This is a genomic window from Nonomuraea sp. WAC 01424 (assembly GCF_003947315.1).
Taxonomy (GTDB): domain Bacteria; phylum Actinomycetota; class Actinomycetes; order Streptosporangiales; family Streptosporangiaceae; genus Nonomuraea; species Nonomuraea spiralis.
In genome coordinates this window covers 51,495-68,555 of record NZ_QHHZ01000013.1, presented here as the reverse complement: position 1 = coordinate 68,555, position 17,061 = coordinate 51,495, and the positions used below count along the sequence as shown (strand labels likewise).

Sequence of the window (17,061 nt, the reverse complement as noted above, 5' to 3'; positions counted from 1 at the left end):
CCCATGGCGCCGACGTACGACATCGAGCAGCTTCTGCTGTCCATGCCGAGCACCCGCACGGTCGCGGGCGTCGACGAGGTGGGCAGGGGCGCGTGGGCCGGGCCGGTCACGGTCTGCGCCGTGGTGACCGATCTGTCCGAGCCGCCGTCCGGCCTGACCGACTCCAAGCAGGTCTCGGCCGCCAGACGACCGCCGCTCGCCGCCGAGGTGGGCGCCTGGGCGGCCGGGATCGGGTTCGGCGAGGCGAGCCACGCCGAGATCGACGCGCTCGGCATGACCGAGGCGCTGCGCAGGGCCGCCCGCCGCGCGCTCGACGCCCTGCCGGTCCGCCCCGACGCCGTGATCCTCGACGGCAAGCACGACTACATCGGCGCCCCCTGGCCGGTCCGCCTGGAGATCAAGGGCGACGCCGCCAGCGTCTCGGTCGCGGCGGCCTCGGTCCTGGCCAAGGTACGGCGCGACGCCTACATGGCCACGATCGGACACGACGAGTACGGCTTCGCGGAGAACGCCGGATATCCCTCGCCCGCCCACCAGGAGGCCCTGGCCCGGCTCGGCCCCACGCCCCACCACCGCCTCTCCTGGTCCTACCTCGACGACCTGCCGCGATGGCGGCACCTGAAGCAGGTCAGGGATCCGCTCGTGGGCGAAGGGCAGGCCGCCCTGTTCGGCTGAGCCGTAGCATCGGAGGGTGCGGATCGGGATCTTCGTCATCGCGGCGTGTTTTCCCGGGCAGGACCCCGGGCGGGTCCTGCGGGAGTCGGTCGAGCTGATCGAGGCCGCCGAGGAGGCCGGGTTCCACGACGCGTGGATCGCCGAGCACCACTTCATGTCCTACGGCGTGTGCCCTTCGGCCCTCACCCTGGCCGCCGTGGCCGCGGGCCGTACCAGCCGGATCGGGCTCGGCACGGCGGTGAGCGTGTTGTCCTGCCAGCATCCGGTCGCGCTGGCCGAGCAGGCGGCCATGCTCCACCACCTGTCGGGCGGGCGGTTCACGCTCGGGGTGGGCAGGGGCGGCCCGTGGGTGGACCTGGAGGTGTTCGGCACCGGGCTCGCCCGGTTCGAGCGGGGGTTCGGCGAGTCGCTCGACCTGCTGGTCAGAGCCCTGTCCGAGGGCTCGGTCGTGGCCGAGGGGGAGTTCTTCCGGTTCAGGGAGGTCGGTCTCGTGCCACGCGCCCGGCTGCGGCCCGTGGTGGCCTGTACGTCGGAGGCGACGGTGGGGCTGGCGGCCGGGCGCGGGTTGCCGATGTTGCTCGGCATGCACATCGGCGACCGGGACAAGGCCCTGCTGGTCGCCGAGCACGTCGCGCGCGGCGGGAGCGGGAGCGGGCACCTGGCGGCGGGGGTGGCCCACGTGGCCGACTCGACCGAGGCGGCGGTACGCGAGCTGAAGGCGTCGATGCCCGCGTGGCTCGGGCCGGGACTGGCCGGGTACGTGCCGGTGGACGACCGGCCGCGCCCGTCGCGGGACGTCGCCGCGTACGTCGACCTGCTGACCCGCATCCACCCGGTGGGGTCGCCCGAGCACTGCGCCGAGGTGTTGCGGCGGACGGCCGGGAGCACCGGGATCGAGCACGTCATCCTGACCGTGGAGGGCATCGGGGACCATCGGCGGGCCCTGGAGGACGTACGCCGGCTCGGAGCCGAGGTCCTGCCCCTGCTGAGGGACTGACGGAACCGGGGCGAGCCGGGACGAACCCGGCTCGCCGCGGGTTCAGCAGTCGACCAGCTCGGGTTTCTGGTTGAGGATCTGGGCCCTCGGGGTGACGAACTCGTCGAGGGCCTTGGTGGCCGACGGGTCGAAGACGGCGACCCGGTGGCAGTTCTGGAAGGCCAGCCGTACGCCGAAGTGGCGTTCGAGCGCGCCGCGCATCGCGTCGCTCGCCAGACACCGCAGGAGCTGGCCGCGGGCCTCCTCGGACGGCGGTGGCACCTGGTTGTCGGCGAACTCGGCTCCGCTCTGCGCGCGTTCGGTGACCAGCTCGCTGATCAGCGACCACGCGTACGGGAGCGAGTCGCGGACGCAGGCGACGAACGCGGCGTCGTCCACGTCTCCGGCTCGGGCCTGGTCCAGCAGATCGTTCGGGACGGTCAGCGACATGCTGTCTCCTCTCGAAGGGGATCGAATCTGACGTTATGCGGGGGATTGGGGTCGCTCCAGATGCCTGGAGGTGTGGTTTAGGGGCCGTAGACGAAGTCCGGATCGATCTGCCCGGCCAGGTCCGTCCCCGTACGGGCGTTGCCCCACGCGCGGGCGTTGCGCAGGTGGAACTCGGCGGTCTGGCGGCCGAAGCGCGCCCAGTCCTTCTCCTGCTCGTCGAGGGTCTTGCGCAGGACGGCCAGCGCGTCGGTGTTGGCCGGCTCCAGGTCGTCGAGCGTGAGGTGGCGGCCCTGCTCCATGGCGCGCACCGCCGAGGAGTGCTCCATCCAGGTGAGCAGGTCGTCGCCGACGTGCTCGCGCAGGAACTCCACGTCGGACGGGCCGTGGACCTTGTTGCCGACCACGGCGAGCGCGACGCCGTACTTGGCGGCGTGGTCGCGGTACTGGCGGTAGACGCCGACACCCTGCCTGGTGGGCTCGGCGACGAGGAAGGTCAGGTCGAACCGGGTGAACAGCCCCGAGGCGAAGGAGTCGGAGCCGGCGGTCATGTCGACCACGACGTATTCGCCCGGGCCGTCGACCAGGTGGTTGAGCAGCAGCTCCACCGCGCCGACCTTCGAGTGGTAGCAGGCCACGCCGAGGTCGTCGTCGTCGAACGGGCCCGTCGCCAGCAGGCGCAGGCCATGGGGGGTGGTCACGGCGTAGTCGAGCGCGGCCAGGTCGTCGAAGCTCAGCAGGCGGGAGCCGCGGCCGGGCGGGGTGGTCTTGAGCATGGCCTCGGCCGAGGCGATGAGCGGGTTGTCGCCGCGCAGGCGGTCCTTGATCTCGGTGAGGTGGGCCCCGAGCGGCTCGGGCTGGGCGTCGAGGCCGAGGACGAGGGCCAGGTGCTGGTTGATGTCGGCGTCCATGACGACCACCGGGTCGCCTTGGCTCGCCACGTGCCGTGCGAACAGCGCCGAGATCGTCGTCTTCCCGCTGCCGCCCTTGCCGACGAATGCCACTCTCACGTGCGCTCCCCTGAAGTGACGATGAAAATCATTTCCGTTGGGCCCGCGCACCATCATGCCACACTCCGTACACGGATGGTGGCTGCTCGGAAGGGTGGTCCTCAGCCGCAGGCGGCGTCCAGGGTGACCGGGCTCTCCGGGTCCTGGGTCGGCTCGGCGTGGTGGTGGGCGCTGGCGGACCTGCTGACCGGGCGCTCGCGCAGGGTCTCTGCGACCTTGCGCCTGATCAGGTACCAGTCGGGCGTGACGGTGCTGATCAGCGGCGGGACGAAGCTCAGGCTCCTGATCCTGGTGCTCTTCACCTTGTCCGACAACTCGATCAGGGCAGGCAGCAGGTCCTGGGGCACGTCGCTGGAGATGGCCCGCTTGGTGGCCGCGGCCAGCTTCTCGAAGCTGTTGAGCACGGTGATCGGGTCGGCCTGCTTGGCGACCGCGTTGAGCAGGCACTTCTGGCGGCCCATGCGGACGTAGTCATCGCTGTCGGTGCGGGACCTGCCGTACCAGAGGGCCTCCTCGCCGGAGAGCTTGCGGGTGCCCGCGGGGAGCAGGCCCTCGCGGTACTTGCCGTAGACGATCGGGTCCTTGACGGTTACCCGGACGCCGCCCATCGCGTCGATGATCTCGGCGAAGCCCTTCATGTCGACCATGGCGTAGTAGTTCACCGGGATGCCGAGGATGTCGCTGACCGTGCGCTTGAGCAGCGACGGGCCGCGCTTGCCCTTGGGCGTGCCGGGAACCGTCTCCGGGTGGTCCTCGGCGTACTGGAAGATCTCGTTGAGCAGGCCGGGGGTGCTCGGGCCGTCGCCGGTGAAGCCGTAAGGGAAGCGGTCCCTGGCCGGGCCGTGCGGGAGCTGGACGTTCTGCAGGTTGCGCGGCAGGCCGAACAGGGTGGTGGCGCCGGTCTCGGTGTCCACGCTGGCCACCGTCATGCTGTCGGTGCGTACGCCGGGGCGGCCCGGGGCGGCGTCCGCGCCGATCAGGAGGAAGTTGACGCGCCGCGCGCCGTTCCACGGGTCCTGGGCGACGACGGGGGCGGTGCTGGTGGTGGAGAAGACGCTGCTCACGACGTCGCGGGACAGGTAGGCCAGGCGGGTCGCGTACGCCGTCGGTGCCAGGACGAGCGCGCAGAGGGCGGCCGCGAGCGTCGTGGTCAGGAAACGGCCGGCCGTGTCGGAGGACTCGGGGCGTACGAGCAGGAACGAACGGATGATCACGGCGGTCCACGCGAGCGCGATCGCGACCAGCGCCACGGTGAGCACGGTGAGCCACCCGGGCTGGACCGCCAGCGACAGCAGGCGGGTGCTGAACGCGGTGAACACGGTGAGGATGCCGGCGAGCATCAGGACGTAGGTCGCCATCAGGGCGATGCCCATGCGGTGACGATGGGTGGCCAGATGGGCCACCCCCCACAACACGGCAGACGCCAGCGTCAGCGCGATGCTGGCCCCAAGGCCGAATGCGCGTTCTTTACCTGTCATGCCTGGTCAAACCCCCAATGCCACCCCATCCAAGTCACCCTAGTTATGCGTTGCGGGCCAATTGAGGGTGAAGGGGAAGTGTTCGGTCAATTCCCAGTCAAGACCCTCTTGAGATATAACGTGAGTGTGAGCACTCGACACGGTAGCTACGGTTTCGACGCGCCGTGGGCCCTCGGCGGACTGCTCTTCGGGGCGGTCGTTCTGCTGGCTCTCGCGGCGGTCTCCTTCACGCAGGACATCCCCGCGGCCGGGATCGCCTTCGCCCTCGGCGGGCTCTACACGCTGGCCAGCGCGAGCAGTTACCTCTACACCACGCGGCGGGGCAAGTTCGCCGTCTGGGCCGAGCTGCTGCGGCCGCTCGAAGGCGGCGAACGGGTGCTCGACCTCGGCTGCGGGCGCGGCGCCGTGTTGCTGACGGCCGCCGCCCGGCTCACCTCGGGACGGGCCACCGGCATCGACCTGTGGAGCAGGAAGGACCAGTCGGGCAACGCCGGAGCCGTCACCTCGGCCAACGCCGCGGCCGAAGGCGTGGCCGACCGGGTCGACCTGGTCACGGGCGACATGCGGACGTTGCCGTACGAGGACGGCGTGTTCGACGTCGTCGTGTCGAGCCTGGCGATCCACAACATCCCCTCCGCCGAAGGCCGGGAGCAGGCCGTCCGCGAGGCGCACCGGGTGTTGCGGCCCGGCGGGCTCATGCTGCTCGCCGACTTCCAGTTCACGCCCGCCTACGAGGAGACCCTGCGCGGGCTGGGTGTGACCGACATCCGCCGGCGCGACCTCGGCCCGCGATTCTGGTACGGCGGCCCCTGGTTCGCCACCTCCCTGCTCGAAGCCAGGAAACCTGCCTTGTAGAAACGTTTGCCGTTCGTTTACCGGGTACCCAGATGCCCTTATGAGCGACGTGGAAACCGGCACAATCACCACCAAGGTGCCCGCGCGGCTGGACCGGCTGCCGTGGTCCCGATGGCACTGGATGATCGTCATCGGTCTTGGCACCGTATGGATCCTGGACGGGTTAGAGGTCACCATCGTCGGCAACCTGTCGGGTCAGCTCGCCAAGCCCGGCAGCGGACTGGACATCACCCAGGCCCAGGTCGCCGGGCTCGCCGCGGCGCTCTACGTCGCCGGGGCCTGCGTAGGGGCGCTGTTCTTCGGCTGGCTGACCGACAGGTTCGGCAGGAAGAAGTTGTTCCTCCTCACGCTCGCGGTCTATCTGGCGGCCACGCTGATGACCGCCCTGTCGTTCGACGCGTGGTGGTTCTTCCTGTTCAGGTTCATGACCGGATTCGGCATCGGCGGCGAGTACGCGGCCATCAACTCCGCGATCGACGAGCTGATCCCGAGCCACCACCGGGGACGCATCGACATCATCATCAACGGCAGCTACTGGCTCGGCGCGGCGGGCGGCGCGCTGCTGACCGTGCCGCTGCTGAACGACCTGCCGGTCAACGTCGGCTGGCGGGTGGCGTTCGGGCTGGGCGTGGTGCTCGGCCTGGCCATCCTGCTGGTACGCAGGAACGTCCCGGAGAGCCCCCGATGGCTGTTCATCCACGGCCGGGGCCGCGAGGCCGAGGAGATCGTGGACGGCATCGAGCAACGGATCGGCGCGGACCTGCCCGAACCGCGGGAGTCGATGACCATCCACCAGCGCAGGTCGATCGGCTTCCTGAAGATCGCCCACACGATGGTCGCGCTCTACCCCAAGCGCACGGTGCTCGGGCTCTCCCTCTTCATCGGCCAGGCGTTCCTCTACAACGCGATCACCTTCGGGTACGCCCAGATCCTGACCACGTTCTTCAAGATCGACTCGCACACCGGCTACTACTTCGCCGTCATCGCGGTCGGCAACTTCCTCGGCCCGCTGCTGCTCGGCAGGCTCTTCGACACCGTCGGCCGGGTCCCGATGATCACGGCCACGTACATCGGCTCCGGGGTGTTGCTGCTCGGCACCGCCTGGCTGTTCGGCCAGGGCGCGCTGACCGCCATGACGCTGACCCTCTGCTGGTCGGCGGTGCTCTTCGTGGCCTCGGCCGGGGCCAGTGCGGCGTACCTGACGGTCAGTGAGATCTTCCCGATGGAGACCAGGGCGATGGCCATCGCGTTCTTCTTCGCGATCGGCACGGCCGCCGGCGGCATCGCGGGCCCGCTCGTGTTCGCCTCGCTGGTCGAGAGCGGCGCGCCGGGCGACACGGCGCTGGCGTTCTCGATCGGCGCGATCGTGATGATCGTCGCCGGGCTGGTCGAGCTGGTCTTCGGGGTCAAGGCCGAACGCAAGGGCCTGGAGGAGATCGCGGAGCCGCTCACCGCCGCGCGGGCCGCATGACACGCAGCACCTGGGTGCTGTCGGCCAGGTACAGGTGCGGCACGTCCACGAACACCCGCATCGGCCCCCGGTCCAGCTCCAGGCCGCGGGCCATGGTCGTGTGCACCTCGGCGAGCGGCAGGTAGTTGAGGTAGCTGGTGAAGGCGTTCTGGGAGCGGAAGGTCGCGGTCATGACGAGCGCGCCGTCCCGGATCCGGAACGCCACGCCGATCAGGCAGGGCACCGCGTCGTACGGCTCGCCGGGGGTGGTCAGCGAGATCCACGCGCTCTTGCTGTACGGCTTGACCCGCAGCAGGTCGGCGGCCCAGGTGAGCTGCCCCCTGATCCGCGCGCCGTAGCTGTACTTGAACGGCGGCACGATCGTGTCCTCGCTGAACTTCCTGCTGTAGAGGGCCAGGCGTTCGGCGTCGCCGTACCGGGCGATGATCGGGTCGTCGTCGCGCACCTCGGCGATCTCGAACAACACGGACGGCGCCTCGATCACAGGACCGCGGTCGTCGTCGGCGAGGGTGCCCGCGGTCCAGACATGGCGCATCATCCACATCCACGCCTCGCCACACGACGCCCATAGCGCAGGGCCGGGCATTCAGGTCTCCTGATCCGGGAGCTTGTAGGAGTTGTGCGGGAGCCGGCGCCGCCTGGTCACGTTGCAGCGCACGTAGTAGACGGCGTAGTGGACCAGCGCGACGAGCGTGATGCTGAAGGCGAGCAGCAGCGGGTTCGGGGTCTGCCCGCCGAGTCCCGTGACGCCGACCGTCAGGTACGTCGAGTTCGCCAGCGCCAGGGTCATCACGTTGATCCCGGGCCAGGCCAGCGGCGCGTACGTCTCCGGGAAGCGGGGGTCGATCGGCAGGTTCGGGCTCCAGCCGAGCTCGTCCTTGAGCCTGGAGGCGTACAGGAGGCGGAAGTTGTTGATCGCCCGTGCCGTTCTGGCGTGGGCGTCGGCCGCCTCGATCAGCCGCAGGAACGCCAGCACGCTGAGCACGCCGAACGCCGCGACCAGGGCGAACAGGTACCACGGCACGCGTTGCCACTCCGTGAGGCTCTGCGGGTCCACCACCTTGGCGCTGGTCAGGGCGATGGCCGCCAGGAACGGCCCCGACAACAGGCTCATCGCGAGCCTGGTCATCTTCAGCCGCTCTTCCTTCGCGGCCAGATGGACCGCGTAGATGCCGGTGAAGTCCACGGCGGCGAGCTGGAGGAAGTGACTGGACTCCAGCCCGTCGTCACGGATCATCATGCGATGGGGGATCTTTCGCATGTGCGCTCCTGCTAGTGCGTGACACCAGTATGGGCGCGTTCCTCTGGGCTGTGGAGGCGATTTCTACCAATTGTTCCAACAAATCTCAACCGACGCCCGTCAACTGCTCCGATACGCCCGCGACGTGGTCGATGTAGGCCGTGGGGAGGCCGTACAGGAGGGCGGCGATCTCCCTGTCGTGGATCACCGGGAGGGCGGCCAGCGCGTCGGAGGCCAGGCCCCGGCAGAACTCCAGAGTGTTGGCCACCATGTCGCCCGCCCGCAGCCTGGCCAGCGCCTCGGCCACCTGCTCGTCGCTCATGTCCCGGCCGAGCAGGTCGCGCAGGTCGGTGCCGGACATGAGCAGCGGCAGGCTGTAGACGCCCTGCCGCAGGTCGTTGCCGGCCGGCTTGCCGAGCTGGGCGCTGGAGGCGGTCAGGTCGAGCAGGTCGTCGAGCACCTGGAAGATCAGCCCGAACTTCTCGCCGTACGCCGCCACGCGGGCCCGGTCCTCGGCGGAGGCCCGCGCGCAGACGGCCGCCACCAGACAGCCGGCCCGGAACAGCGCGGCGGTCTTGCCGGTGATCGAGCGCAGCGCGCTCTCCCGCGTCCTGGCCGGGTCGAACAGGTCGCCCGTCTCCAGGTACTGCCCCTCGGCCAGCTCGACGACCGTGGCCGCGAGCACCTCGGCGACCGGCCTGGACACTGCCGTGATCGCCGCCAGGCCCGCCCTGGCCAGCATGAAGTCGCCGATCACCAGGGCCTTGCCCTCGCCCAGCTCGGCGTTGAGCGTACGGGTGCCCCGGCGCTCGGTCGCCCGGTCCATGAGGTCGTCGTGCACGAGCGACCCGGCGTGGATGAGCTCCACGCACGCGGCGGCGGTGATCACCCGGCGGTCGGGCGCCTTGCCGAGGGCGAGCGAGGTCGCCAGCGTCAGCGCCGGACGCAACCGCTTGCCGCCGGCGCCGACGATCCGCCCGGCGCCCGCGTTGATCCCGGGCAGCGCGGACGAACCGCTGAGCCGCCTGACCCTGGCCTCGACCTTGATCAGACCTTGGGCGACGGCGGGGCTGTTCACGAGTTGCTCCATGGGACCAAGCGTGCGCCCCCGCCGCTGTGCCGCGCCTGAGAGACGCTGAGTACGCTCTCAGCCCCGGACTTGACCCTGACACCGGGTGAGCCGGTAGTACAGGATGTGTTCCGGTCTTGGGAGGACATCATGGGAACGGCGGAGAGAGTCGACGCGGTCCTGCGGGCCGGCACGGCGCCCGGTCTGCACGCGGTCGTGGTCATGCGGGGCGGCGAGGTCGTCGTCGAGCACTACGGCGAGGGCGTGGACCAGCGCATCACCGAGGAGCCCCGGCACGTCGTGTTCGACCGCGACACGCCGCACGACGTGCGCTCGATCACCAAGAGCGTGGTGGCGCTCCTGTACGGCGTCGCCCTGTGCGACGGGCTGGTGCCGTCGCCGGAGGCCGGGTTGGTGCAGCAGTTCCCCGAATATCCGGATCTGGTGGCTGATCCCGGGCGGGCTCATCTCACCGTCGAGCACGCGCTCACCATGACGCTCGGGCTCGACTGGAACGAGGACGTGCCGTACACGAGCGACGCGAACAGCGAGCTCGCGATGGAGCTCGCGCCGGACCGGTACAGGTTCGTGCTGGAACGTCCCGTCATCGAGGAGGCCGGGACACGCTGGCGGTACTGTGGCGGCGCCTCGGCCCTGCTCGGCGGGCTCATCGAGCGCGGCGCCGGCGAACCGCTGCCCGAGTACGCCGCCAAGGTGCTCTTCGAGCCGCTCGGGATCACCGGGGCCGAGTGGACGAAGGGCACGGACGGGGTGGCCATGGCCGCCGCCGGGCTGCGGCTGCGGCCCCTCGACCTGGCCGCGCTCGGCCGGCTCGTGCTCGGCGACGGGCTCGGCATCGTGCCCGTACGGTGGGTGCGCGAGATGACGCGCCCCCGCGTCGTGATCGACGGCCCCTTCCGGTACGGCTACCAGTGGTACGTCAACACCGGCGACCGCCCGTGGGTCGAGGCCATCGGGAACGGCGGCCAGCGGCTGCTCGTCGTGCCCGATGAGGAGCTGGTGGTGGCGGTGACGGCGGGGGAGTACAACGAGCAGCAGGTCAGCGCCACGGCCGTGCTCGACGCCGTCCTCGACCGGTGAGCCGTCACGGCACCAGCAGCACGCGGCCCGTGAGCGCCCGCGACTCCAGGCGGCGGTGAGCCTCGGCCGCCTCCGCGAGCGGGAGGGTCCCGTCGACGAAGGCCCGGCTGCGTCCTGAGCCCAGGCGGGCCAGCATCTCGGGGTAGTGCGTGCCGAAGACCTGGCCGGCCCAGCCGGGGCCGCTGCAGCCGATCGCGGTCACGCCGCGTTCCAGCAGGTCGGCGACCGTGACGGCGGCGGGCTCGCCGCTCAGCATGCCGTAGTACAACATCCGTCCCGTGCCGGGGACGAGCCGGTCGAGCACCCGCCGGGCCGACGCGCCGCCGATGGACTCGAAGACCACGTCGATCTCCGGCAGCTCGTCCGGCCAGTCGGGGTCGTCGTGCCCGATCACCAGGTCGGCGCCCAGGTCGAGGGCCCGCTGCCGCTTGGCGGGCGAGCCGGCGGTGGCGATCACCCGGGCCGCGCCGAACTCCTTGGCGTGTTGCGTCACGTACCCGCCGACCGCGCTGGTGCCCGCCTCGACCAGCACGGTCTCGCCGCCTTCGAGCCGGGCCCGGTGCAGCAGGCCGAGGGCGATCGCGCCGGGCGCGGCCCCGGCCAGCGCCTCCAGCGGCGTCACGTTCTCCGGTACGGGGCAGGTCATGGCGGCCGGGAGGGCCGCGTACTCGGCGTAGGCGCCCAGGCCGCCGGTGATGCCCACACGTACGGTGCCGAGCAGCCCGTCGTCCACGCCCTCGCCCACCTCGACGACCTCGCCGACCGCCTCCGCGCCGAGCACGGCGGGCAGCGGCAGCGGGAACGGCATCGCACCCGAGCGGATCTGCGTCTCGGCGTAGCTGACGCCGATGGCCCGCGTACGGACGACGACCTGGCCGGCCTCGGGGTGAGGGCGGGGCACGTCCACGAGCCGCAGGGCCTCAGGGCCGCCGGTCGCGTCGAGCTGGATGGCACGCATGGTGGTTCCTTCCGCAGTTATCTGAACCAGAGGTCCAGTTAATATATGGACCACTGGTCAACTTTGTCCATGGGCAAGAATGACCGGATGGAACGTCGAGAGCGGGCCGACGCCGCGCGCAACAGGCAGGCGATCCTGCGGGCGGCCGAGGACCTGCTCCGCCGGCACCCGCCCGAGCAGGTCTCCGTCGAGCGCGTGGCGGTGGCCGCGGGCGTGGGCAAGGGGACGGTGTTCCACCGGTTCGGCAGCCGTACGGGATTGATGCGGGAGCTGATGGGCGAGCGGGCCCGCGAGCTGGACGAGGCGGTCGCCGAGGGGCCGCCGCCGCTCGGGCCGGGGGCGCCTCCCGTCGAGCGGCTGGTCGCCTTCCTCGGGGCGGTGGCCGAGCTGGCCGCGCGCAACGGCAACCTCGTCGCGGCGCACGAGCACGCGGTGACCACCCGCAGGTCCGAGCCCCGGGAGACCAATCCGATCTACGTCGGCTGGCACCGGCACGTGACCGCGCTGATCGCCGAGGGACGGCCGGACGTCGACGCCGAGGAGATCGCCCACCTGCTGCTGGGCACCCTGCACATGGAGCCGATCGCGAGCCAGCTACGCGCGGGCGACAGCGCCAGGCTCGCCCGCGCGTTCGCCTCCCTGGCCGAAGGGCTGCTCGGCGGGCCCGCCGCCTGACCGGCGGGCCGGGCCTTCGACCAGGGAAGGGCCGGTCAGAGGGGGAGCGTGGTCGCGGCGGCGTGGAAGGCGGCGACGGCCGCGCGCACCGCCGGATGATCGCCGTAGCCGCGCCGGAAGGCGGCGTGCGTACGGCGGCTCAGGGGCAGGCGGGTCAGCGCGACGCCGGCCGGCGGGGCGAGCGCCGCCAGGCGGGGCACGAGCGCGACACCCTGACCGGCGGCGGCGAAGGCGAGCACGGTGTCGAAGTCGTCGATGTGGTGCCGGACCCGGGGCTCGAAACCGGCCGCCTGGCAGGCCCTGATCGCCATGGTGTGGCAGAGCGTGCCGGGCTTGCTCAGGATCCAGGGATCGTCGCGGGCGTCGGGGACGCGCGCGCGGTCGGTCAGGTACATCGGCTCGGCGAACAGGGGCTCGGTCTCGATCGAGGCGTCGGTGACCGGGGGGACGAAGTCGTACTCGTGCACGAGGGCGACGTCGAGCTCGCCCGCCCGCAGGGCCGCGGAGACGTCGGCGGGGTCGATCTCGGCGACCATCGGCTCAAGCCCCGGGTACGCGCCGGACAGGCGGGCGAGCGCGGGCGGCAGGAGCACCCGGGTGGCCGTCGGGAACGCGCCGATCCGCAACGGGCCCGACGGCCCGCCACGGGCGGCGGCGAGCGCGGCCGAGGCGCGTTCGAGTTGTTCCAGCACGGCCTGCGCGTGCTCGACGAGCAGCAGCCCCGCCGGGGTCAGCGTGACCGTGCGCCCGGTGCGTTCGAGCAGCGGCACGCCCGCCTCCCGCTCCAGGGCGCTGAGCTGCTGCGAGACCGCCGACGGGGTGAACGTGACGGCTTCGGCGACGGCCGTGATCGTGCCGCGCCTGGCCAGCTCGCGGAGCAGCAGGAGCTTGCGGGGATCGAGCATAAGTTCATCTTAAGCTCGAACGTAGAAATCCGAACTGGACCTAACAGGTCGCCGGGCGGCAGGCTCGAAGCATGCTGAGAGGAATCCACGTACCGCTGGTCACGCCGTTCACGTCGTCGGGTGAGGTGGCCGCCGACGCGGTCGAGAAACTGGCCGGGCAGATGCTGGACGAGGGTGCGGCCGGGCTCGTGGCGCTGGGCACGACGGCCGAGGTGGCCGCGCTCGACCCCGCGGAGCGCGCCCTGATGATCGACACCTGCGTACGGGTGTGCGCGGAGCGCGAGGCGTTGCTGACCGTGGGCGTGACGGGGAACGACACCCGTACGACGCCCGCGGCGCTGCGCGAGCTGCCCGGCGGGGTGGGGGCGGCGCTGGTGACCGTGCCGTACTTCCTGCGGCCCGGCGAGCGCGGCGTGATCGCGCACTTCGAGGCGCTGGCCGAGGCTTCACCCGTGCCGCTGGTGATCTACCACATCCCCTATCGGACCGGACAGGCCGTGGGCGCCGCGACACTGCGGGCACTCGGGGAACATCCCAACATCGCGGGCGTCAAGTACGCCGTGGGCGGCATCGACCAGGACACGATCGACCTGCTCGGTGACCTGCCCGACGGGTTCGAGGTGGTCGGCGGCGACGACGCGTTCGTCTCGCCGCTGCTCGCGCTCGGCGCCTCCGGCGGCATCCTGGCCTCCGCGCACGTACTGACCAGGAGCTTCGTCGAGCTGGTGGACGCCTGGCAGGCCGGCGACGTGGCCACGGCGCGCCCGCTCGGGCACCGGCTGGCCCGGGTCTCCCACGCGCTCTTCGCCGAGCCCAACCCGACCGTGATCAAGGGCGTCCTGCACGCCAGGGGCCTGATCCCCACCCCCGACGTACGGCTGCCGCTGCTGCCCGCCTCCGCCGCCGCGGTGTCACAGGCTGACCTGGTGGCGGTACATCCAGGCCAGTGACTCCTGGCTCGCGCTCTTCTTCAGGAACATCGGCAACATCAGGTCGCGGAAGACCCGGGCGACCGGGCCCGCGGCCTTGCTGTTGCTGATCGTCCTGGAGTAGGCCACGACCCGTTCCACCCTGGGCCGCCGTTCGGCCTCGAAGCGTTCGAACGCCTCGCGGTGGCCCTTGCTCTCCCGCAGGCACCTGGCCAGCACGACCGCGTCCTCGACGGCCAGCGAGGCGCCCTGGCCGGAGCTGGGCGAGGTGGCGTGCGCGGCGTCCCCGGTGAGCAGGACGCGGCCCTTGTGCCAGACGGGCACCGGCGGCAGGTCGTACACCGGCAGCGCCAGGTCGACCGGGCTGCGGCGGATGATGTCGGCCGAGATGTTCGCGTCCCCCTCGAACGCCTCCACCAGGACCGGCTTCCAGTCCGCGGGCACGTCGCCGAGCCGCCTGGGCAGGTTCGCGAACCACCACGTGTCGCCCGAGCCGGACACCGTGTAGCCGAAGAAGGCCCGCTTGCCGAAGACCATGTTGTAGACGCCGGGCTCGCCGCTGACACCGGCGTCCCGGACGATGCCGCCGAAGCTGTACAGGCCGCTGTAGCGCGGGCCGGGCGCGGCGGGGTCGAGGAGCGAGCGGGTGCGCGAGTGCACGCCGTCGCAGGCGATCAGCAGGTCGCCGGTGGCCGACGTGCCGTCCTCGAAGGAGGCCACGACCTCGTCGCCGGTGTCGTCGTAGGAGACCAGGCGCGGGGTGGGGATGGCCGACGACAACACCTCGCGGTGCGCGCCGAGCACGCGCAGGGCGGCCAGGCCGTTGGAGGCGAGGTTGAGGAACGAGCCCACGTTCTCGGCGCCCCGCCCGTACGCCTCGTGGATCTCGGCGTCGATGCCGGCCGCCTGGAGCGCCATCGCGGTGACGGGGCCGCCGATGCCGCAGCCTATGATCAGGACCTTCATGGTGATATCCTTTCGTTCGGTCGAACGAAATACTATGAGGGGAGTTTGAGGGATGTCCAGAGATATTTCGGAGCATCGAAAGAAATTGTTGGACGAATTGGTCGAGGCGGGCCGTGAGAGCAGCAACGCCGCGGTCATGTACCACAGCGCCATGGGCGAGCGGCTGGGCCTGGGGATGACCGAGGAGAAGACGCTCGACCTGCTGCAACGCCTCGGGCCGCTGACCGCGGGCGAGCTCTCCCAGCACACCGGCCTGGCCCCGGCGTCGATCAGCGGGCTGATCGACCGGCTGGAGGCCAAGTGGCTGGTACGCAGGGTCCGCGACACCAAGGACCGGCGCCGGGTCATCGTCGAGATCAACTGGGAGCGGCTGGCGGGGTTCGGCGAGCTGTTCGAGCCGTTCGTGGCCGCCATGAACGGCCTGTACGACGACTACACCGACGACGAGCTGGCCCTGATCGCCGGCTACCTCAAGCGGTCCACGGCCCTGCAACGGGAGGCCACCGCGGCGCTGCGTGCCGAATAAAGGGCTGTACAAAGATCCGGTTACGGGTTACCGTATCCGGCGATATGGGCTACTGCTTCCTGTGATTCTCGCGCCCGAGGCGCCACCGCGTTGAGCCGATCGCTCCGCCGCGCCTCGTACTGGTCATATCCGCGTTGAGACGAGGAGGTGGAGCCTCTATGCGTACCGCTGCCCAATTGGCACTTACCGAGATCACCAAGCGTTACGACACCCGGGTCGTCCTGGACCGGGTGTCCCTCACCGTCAGGCCGGGCGAGAAGGCCGGCGTCATCGGCGACAACGGCTCGGGCAAGTCCACGCTGCTCAAGCTCATGGCCGGCGTCGAACGTCCGGACAACGGCGAGCTGACCGTGGTCGCGCCCGGCGGCGTGGGACACCTCCCGCAGTCGCTGGAGCTGCCGCCGCACGCCACCGTGGCCGACGTGATCGACCTGGCCCTGGCCGAGCTGCGCGAGGTCGAGGCGCGGATGCGCGCGCTCGCCGCCACCGACCTGGACGCCTACGCCGAGGCCGTCGCGGAGTTCGAGGCGCGCGGCGGCTACGACGCCGACACCCGCGTGGAGATCGCGCTGCACGGCCTGGGCCTGCCCGGCCTCGACCGGGACCGCCCGATCTCCACGCTGTCGGGCGGCGAGCGGTCCAGGCTGGTCCTGGCCGCGACGCTGGCCGCCGCGCCGGAGCTGCTGCTGCTCGACGAGCCGACCAACGACCTGGACGACCAGGCCGTCGCCTGGCTCGAACGGCACCTGCGCGAGCACCGCGGCACGGTCGTCGCGATCACCCACGACCGGGCGTTCCTCGACCGGGTCACCTCGGTGATCCTGGAGGTCTCCGACGGGCGGGTGCGCCGCTACGGCGACGGGTATTCGGGCTACCTCGCGGCCAAGGCCGCCGAACGGGCCGCGCACGTGCGGGCCCACGAGGAGTGGAGGTCCGAGCTGGCCCGGCACACGGGTCTGGTGGCGGCCAACGCGGGGCGGATGGCGGCCGTGCCGCGCAGGATGACCCAGGCGGGGATGGGCACCGGGGCGTGGCGGGCGCGGGCGCGTACGCACGGGGCGGCGGGGCGCGTCAGGCAGTCACAACAGCGCATGCGGTGGCTCCACGAACACCAGGTCCCGCCGCCGCCCGTCCCCCTCCGCTTCACCGCCGCCGTCACCACCACCCCGCCCTCGGAGGGCGGCGTGGTCGCACCGGGGGAATCCCCGGCGGTCGTGGTGGCGGCGGTGCGGGTGGCGGGCCGGTTGCGGCTGGAGGAGCTGGTCGTACGGCGGGGCGAGCGGGTACTGGTCACCGGGCCGAACGGCACGGGCAAGACCACGCTCATGCGCGTGCTCGCCGGCGAACTGCGCCCCGACGAGGGAACCGTACGCCGGTCCGGACGCGTCGGCCTGCTCCGCCAGGACGACCAGGCGGTACGGCTGGACCGTACCGTCCTCGCGGCCTTCGCCGAAGGACGGCCGGGCAGCCCCGACGAGCACGCCGACCGGCTGCTCGGCCTCGGCCTGTTCCGGCCGGACGACCTGCGCCGGAGGCTGGCCGACCTCTCGTACGGGCAGCGCCGCAGGGTCGAGCTGGCCCGCCTGGTCAGCCACCCGGTGGACCTGCTCCTGCTGGACGAGCCGACCAACCACCTGTCACCGATGCTGGTGGAGCAGCTTGAGGAGGCGCTGGCCCGTTACCGGGGCGCGCTGGTGATCGTCACCCACGACCGCCGTATGCGTGCCGCCTTCACCGGCTCCCACCTGGAGCTGCGTGCCGGCGCCAGAGTGGCCTGACC

Annotated in this window: 18 protein-coding genes; 9 read left to right on the top strand and 9 right to left on the bottom strand. The window is 71.4% G+C overall.

What is annotated here, in order from left to right; genetic code table 11:
* Window positions 1-3: 3 nt before the first annotated feature.
* Window positions 4-675 carry a ribonuclease HII gene (locus DMB42_RS32635; protein ID WP_125640468.1) on the top strand — a complete coding sequence of 224 codons (672 nt, stop codon included), beginning with the start codon at window positions 4-6 and terminating at the stop codon, window positions 673-675.
* A 16-nt stretch (window positions 676-691) separates the two neighbouring features.
* Entirely contained in the window at window positions 692-1,672 is a 981-nt protein-coding gene (locus tag DMB42_RS32630; RefSeq protein ID WP_125640465.1) for an LLM class flavin-dependent oxidoreductase, read from the top strand.
* A gap of 42 nt (window positions 1,673-1,714) precedes the next feature.
* On the opposite strand, the gene DMB42_RS32625 is transcribed toward DMB42_RS32630, so the two are convergent.
* From DMB42_RS32625 to DMB42_RS32615, 3 genes are all read right to left on the bottom strand, one after another.
* Window positions 1,715-2,101, bottom strand: a complete 387-nt coding sequence (locus DMB42_RS32625; protein ID WP_125640462.1) for an SCO5389 family protein — start codon at window positions 2,099-2,101, stop codon at window positions 1,715-1,717.
* Between the two features lie 77 nt (window positions 2,102-2,178).
* Complete coding sequence (locus DMB42_RS32620; protein WP_125640459.1) at window positions 2,179-3,108, bottom strand: ATP-binding protein; 930 nt, start codon at window positions 3,106-3,108, stop codon at window positions 2,179-2,181.
* A gap of 101 nt (window positions 3,109-3,209) precedes the next feature.
* Window positions 3,210-4,586: an LCP family protein gene (locus tag DMB42_RS32615; RefSeq protein ID WP_260478084.1), complete on the bottom strand. Its 1,377-nt coding sequence runs from the start codon at window positions 4,584-4,586 to the stop codon at window positions 3,210-3,212.
* Between the two features lie 126 nt (window positions 4,587-4,712).
* Here DMB42_RS32615 and DMB42_RS32610 point away from each other — a divergent pair, with 126 nt between their 5' ends.
* Together DMB42_RS32610 and DMB42_RS32605 are read left to right on the top strand one after the other, a co-directional pair.
* Window positions 4,713-5,441, top strand: a complete 729-nt coding sequence (locus DMB42_RS32610) for a class I SAM-dependent methyltransferase (RefSeq protein ID WP_125640456.1) — start codon at window positions 4,713-4,715, stop codon at window positions 5,439-5,441.
* A 40-nt stretch (window positions 5,442-5,481) separates the two neighbouring features.
* Window positions 5,482-6,912, top strand: coding sequence for an MFS transporter (locus DMB42_RS32605; RefSeq protein ID WP_125640454.1), 1,431 nt, complete (start codon window positions 5,482-5,484; stop codon window positions 6,910-6,912).
* Here the strand turns inward: DMB42_RS32605 and DMB42_RS32600 are convergent.
* From DMB42_RS32600 to DMB42_RS32590, 3 genes are all read right to left on the bottom strand, one after another.
* Window positions 6,890-7,450: a hypothetical protein gene (locus DMB42_RS32600; protein ID WP_125640451.1), complete on the bottom strand. Its 561-nt coding sequence runs from the start codon at window positions 7,448-7,450 to the stop codon at window positions 6,890-6,892. The genes DMB42_RS32605 and DMB42_RS32600 overlap by 23 nt on opposite strands.
* A gap of 48 nt (window positions 7,451-7,498) precedes the next feature.
* Window positions 7,499-8,173, bottom strand: coding sequence for a hypothetical protein (locus tag DMB42_RS32595; RefSeq protein ID WP_125640448.1), 675 nt, complete (start codon window positions 8,171-8,173; stop codon window positions 7,499-7,501).
* A gap of 85 nt (window positions 8,174-8,258) precedes the next feature.
* Entirely contained in the window at window positions 8,259-9,242 is a 984-nt protein-coding gene (locus DMB42_RS32590) for a polyprenyl synthetase family protein (RefSeq protein ID WP_125640445.1), read from the bottom strand.
* A 129-nt stretch (window positions 9,243-9,371) separates the two neighbouring features.
* Here DMB42_RS32590 and DMB42_RS32585 point away from each other — a divergent pair, with 129 nt between their 5' ends.
* Entirely contained in the window at window positions 9,372-10,322 is a 951-nt protein-coding gene (locus DMB42_RS32585; RefSeq protein ID WP_221762459.1) for a serine hydrolase, read from the top strand.
* Window positions 10,323-10,326: 4 nt separating this feature from the next.
* On the opposite strand, the gene DMB42_RS32580 is transcribed toward DMB42_RS32585, so the two are convergent.
* Window positions 10,327-11,280 (bottom strand): zinc-binding dehydrogenase, encoded by a 954-nt coding sequence (locus DMB42_RS32580; protein ID WP_125640441.1) that lies wholly within the window; start codon window positions 11,278-11,280, stop codon window positions 10,327-10,329.
* A gap of 87 nt (window positions 11,281-11,367) precedes the next feature.
* Between DMB42_RS32580 and DMB42_RS32575 the strand changes: the two genes are divergently transcribed.
* The gene (locus tag DMB42_RS32575; protein WP_221762458.1) at window positions 11,368-11,955 is read left to right on the top strand and encodes a TetR/AcrR family transcriptional regulator; all 588 of its coding nucleotides are present in this window, start codon (window positions 11,368-11,370) and stop codon (window positions 11,953-11,955) included.
* Between the two features lie 35 nt (window positions 11,956-11,990).
* Here DMB42_RS32575 and DMB42_RS32570 read toward each other — a convergent pair whose 3' ends face one another.
* Window positions 11,991-12,860 carry a LysR family transcriptional regulator gene (locus DMB42_RS32570; protein WP_125640435.1) on the bottom strand — a complete coding sequence of 290 codons (870 nt, stop codon included), beginning with the start codon at window positions 12,858-12,860 and terminating at the stop codon, window positions 11,991-11,993.
* 71 nt (window positions 12,861-12,931) lie between these two features.
* Here DMB42_RS32570 and DMB42_RS32565 point away from each other — a divergent pair, with 71 nt between their 5' ends.
* On the top strand, window positions 12,932-13,810 hold the full coding sequence (locus tag DMB42_RS32565; protein WP_125640432.1) for a 4-hydroxy-tetrahydrodipicolinate synthase: 879 nt from the start codon (window positions 12,932-12,934) through the stop codon (window positions 13,808-13,810).
* Here DMB42_RS32565 and DMB42_RS32560 read toward each other — a convergent pair.
* Window positions 13,772-14,755: an FAD-dependent monooxygenase gene (locus tag DMB42_RS32560; protein WP_125640430.1), complete on the bottom strand. Its 984-nt coding sequence runs from the start codon at window positions 14,753-14,755 to the stop codon at window positions 13,772-13,774. The genes DMB42_RS32565 and DMB42_RS32560 overlap by 39 nt on opposite strands.
* Window positions 14,756-14,840: 85 nt before the next feature.
* Between DMB42_RS32560 and DMB42_RS32555 the strand changes: the two genes are divergently transcribed.
* Both DMB42_RS32555 and abc-f read left to right on the top strand, forming a co-directional pair.
* Window positions 14,841-15,281: a MarR family winged helix-turn-helix transcriptional regulator gene (locus DMB42_RS32555; RefSeq protein ID WP_260478083.1), complete on the top strand. Its 441-nt coding sequence runs from the start codon at window positions 14,841-14,843 to the stop codon at window positions 15,279-15,281.
* Between the two features lie 158 nt (window positions 15,282-15,439).
* Entirely contained in the window at window positions 15,440-17,059 is a 1,620-nt protein-coding gene (abc-f, locus tag DMB42_RS32550) for a ribosomal protection-like ABC-F family protein (RefSeq protein WP_125640424.1), read from the top strand.
* The last annotated feature ends 2 nt before the right edge of the window (window positions 17,060-17,061 follow it).